At 53.4% G+C, this 3195-nt stretch carries 5 protein-coding genes; 4 read left to right on the top strand and 1 reads right to left on the bottom strand.

Going from position 1 to position 3195, the window contains the following annotated elements; translation table 11 throughout:
* Positions 1 to 322, top strand: a 322-nt coding sequence (locus ACXRVY_RS21600; protein ID WP_458238196.1) for a sensor histidine kinase, incomplete at its 5' end; no start/stop codon positions are given.
* A gap of 63 nt (positions 323 to 385) precedes the next feature.
* Here the strand turns inward: ACXRVY_RS21600 and ACXRVY_RS21595 are convergent.
* Positions 386 to 1078, bottom strand: a complete 693-nt coding sequence (locus ACXRVY_RS21595; protein ID WP_223462578.1) for a response regulator — start codon at positions 1076 to 1078, stop codon at positions 386 to 388.
* A gap of 705 nt (positions 1079 to 1783) precedes the next feature.
* Between ACXRVY_RS21595 and ACXRVY_RS21590 the strand changes: the two genes are divergently transcribed.
* The 3 genes from ACXRVY_RS21590 to ACXRVY_RS21580 all read left to right on the top strand — a co-directional run.
* Positions 1784 to 2062 carry a DUF2790 domain-containing protein gene (locus ACXRVY_RS21590; RefSeq protein WP_458238195.1) on the top strand — a complete coding sequence of 93 codons (279 nt, stop codon included), beginning with the start codon at positions 1784 to 1786 and terminating at the stop codon, positions 2060 to 2062.
* A gap of 237 nt (positions 2063 to 2299) precedes the next feature.
* Positions 2300 to 2953 (top strand): hypothetical protein, encoded by a 654-nt coding sequence (locus tag ACXRVY_RS21585; RefSeq protein ID WP_458238194.1) that lies wholly within the window; start codon positions 2300 to 2302, stop codon positions 2951 to 2953.
* A gap of 81 nt (positions 2954 to 3034) precedes the next feature.
* A partial coding sequence (locus ACXRVY_RS21580) for a co-regulatory protein PtrA N-terminal domain-containing protein (protein WP_458238197.1) occupies positions 3035 to 3195 on the top strand: 161 nt, incomplete at its 3' end.

Below are 3195 nucleotides of genomic sequence, written 5' to 3'. Positions count from 1 at the left end.
TGATACGCTTGCGGACGATGTACCGGCAGCGCATAAAATTTGTATTTACCGCTTCGCCCAGGAAGCATTGAACAATGCCTATATTCACGCCGGAGGAAAAGGCCAAAAACTCAGCGCTTCTCACTCCGAAGGGCTACTGCAAGTGCAAGTCGAGGATGCAGGAGTGGGTATTCCAACCGAGAAACCGAGCGTGCCAGGTCGAGGCAGGACTCATCTGGGCCTTGTCGGCATGCGCTATCGCGTCGAATCCCTCGGCGGAATATTCATCATTGAATCGGCTCCCCATACCGGAACCAAAGCCAGGGCGCAGTTCAAAATCTGATCACCCGTACCAGAATGATCGTCGCTCCCAAGTAACCGCAAATGCTTATGGCCCGTTATTTGTCTAGCCGTTGTCATTCAAGTCGCGGCGTTGAAGAGCACTACATAAGCCAGGTATATGGTCACTCTCCCAATGCCGTCTCACTGCTGCGACTGCCTGCGTCCGGTTACGAACACGTAGCTTGTACATGACGTTCGTCATGTAGTGCTTGATGGTCTTCTCGCAGAGCTCAAGCTTGATAGCAACCTCGCGGTTAGTCAGGCCCTTCGATACCTCCCGGATAACTTGTTCTTCGCGATGGGTCAGTTCGACCTTTTGCTTATCACCCGCGTGCTTTCTGAAACTGCCTAAGAGCTTGCTGGCAAGCTTGGGGGTAATGAAGGTTTCACCACCGGCAACCTGTCTGATGGCTTGTACAAGCTCACGACCGCTTATGCCTTTCAACGCATATCCCTGCGCGCCTGCTTCGAGGGCGGAATAGGCGTCCTCGATGGACTCGGATACCGTCAGCATCAAAACTCTAACTGCCGGCGAAGAAGCTGAGATCGCTCGCACGGCAGCAAAGCTATCGCCCGGCATATTGACATCCATCAGCAAAACATCAGGAGCAAAACGAGCGGTAATTTCCAGGGCATCATCGGCAGACCCGCCCTGCCCGACCACCTGAAAGTCAGCTATTTTCCTCAGCGCCATTGTGACCCCATCCCTTAACAGTGGGTGATCATCAACGATGCCAATCTTGATCATGGAACTCATAGGAACTCCCCATAAGAGTCGATGGAGCTGCATGGTGGTGTCGCACGTTTCATTTTTCACCCCTCGCGCCATACCCGATCCGGCAAGCCCAGCCGTCTCCATGATGTCCGGGGCGACAGCTGTGGCGGGTACCCGGAGGGCTGCAACTTATGAGCCATTTCAATAGGCCGAAGATAAAATTCAAATTAATTAACAGGCTGTTTCTGAGTGTTTCAAGCGAAAGAAAGGGTGAAGGGGGGATATTCCTCAAATCAGGTGCTAAACGCCCGGTTGGGTGGGTGTAATGCCCCATTTATGGAGATACCGCTTTTGCTTGGGGCTGATTGCCCTGAGGCGACTTGGATTCAACCGGTCGATTCAACAGATTGAGCCAATCGGTTGCATCGACCGGTTGAATCCACAGCCAATACCCGACATTTCCCCTTGGCTCGATAGCAGGCGTTTTCGGTCCAGGTACTGTCACAACCACCGCGCGAAAAATCCGTCATGACATGTCATGACCTCCTTCAGAAACGGACTTTGACCAACAAATACGGGGTTTAAAGGACGAATGGTCGAGAGGCGTCAAGCGCGGGGAATTGCCGGGAGTTTGCAGCCACTACAGGCTTTTCAGGCAGGCACGTTCGTCGCGGTGAGGTGAACTTCACTCTCATCACGTGTCACATTAGGTCCTTGTCAAGTGAACTACAGAAGAGGTAAAGCCTTATGAGCATCGCCACAATTGTCAGTGCCGTGATTTCCAGTCTCGCACCCAGTGTCTTCGASCAGAACAGCCTGCAAGAMCCCGGCGCGCATSTCTCCGCCGTCGACTACCACTACGGAATGGAARTCGATGTGAAACGGGTACTGCAGCGCACCGATACCTCCGACAAGACCGGCATGGTGCCGGTGACCCTGGTCTACGAAGACAGCGAGGGCGAGATTCACAAGCTTCGTTTCCTCGAATGGGGTGGAAGCCCYRCCGACCCCACCAGCATTGCCTGATCCGCGCAAGTTAAACCTCATWGGCACCCAGTGCGGATGATRTTTRTTGTTACCTGAAAGTGAAAACATTCGAATGACTGAAAGTTCATTCGCGAGCGTCACTCTTATCTTCGCAGCATCATGCCGCAAGATTAACTAATCGTAATGGCYGARTCTTRACTGMMATCAGCAACGGYAAACTYYAATTATGCCGTGCCGRGAGCCAAGTYGATTCACTATTGAATCCAAGAGGTAACCATGGAACTTAGTATGTTTTCTTCGTCCACCGTGGAATATTTGCGCTTGGGCGTTGTATATTTCCATCTTATCGCCTGCTGCGTGGCAATCGGGTTGGTGTTGACCAGTGACATTGCAATGGTCCAGCAACTCTTGAAGGGCGATGTGTCGGGTCACCATGATGACGCGCACATGGACAGTCTTCAAAAAACCGTATCGATTGCACTTGTCTGGCTCTGGATTACAGGCATTGCTATTGTCGGGATCGATTATTCCGGCAAGGGAATGGAGTATTTCCTCAATCCAAAAATACAAGCCAAGATCGGCATCGTTGTGCTGTTGACCATTAACGGCTTCGTGTTGCATCGCGCTGTATTGCCGGCGCTGAAAAAAGCCGGCTCGTTACTGAAGCTCTCCTTCAGCCTGCGCATGCTGGCGCTGTTCTCGGGGGCGTTCTCTGGCGTGTCGTGGTTCTATGCCGCCCTGCTGGGTGTGGGTCGTCCGCTGGCCTGGAAGTACTCCCTGCTGGAGTTGCTGGCCGCCTATCCGGTGCYCATCGTCGGCGGTTTCGGAATGATGGTACTGCTCACCGTCTGGGCCAAAGACAGAGACGCCCAAGCGCGCCTGGAGCAAGGCACCGCGACACCTGGCAACGCCGCCCTGGCGGGCTGGTGAAGTCCGGTTGAACAAGGACGTTCAGCGCTCGCCAATGAATCGCGCTTTAACCGTTAACAAATTTCACTTGAGGATCCCCAAATGAAATCCATGAAAGTTCTCTTCGTAGTCGCCACCCTGACCGCTTCTTCTCTGGCGATGGCCACAGGTGGCGGTGACCGGACCGTCGCACGCATGGAGTCGGCCCGGAAAGTCTCGATGGAAACCTACCAGGTTGCCCAGAAACACAAGGCTGAAGCCTC

Source organism: Pseudomonas sp. P5_A2_2 (assembly GCF_054177685.1).
Note: the sequence above shows the minus strand (reverse complement) of the source record. Positions and strands in the feature narration are given on the sequence as shown.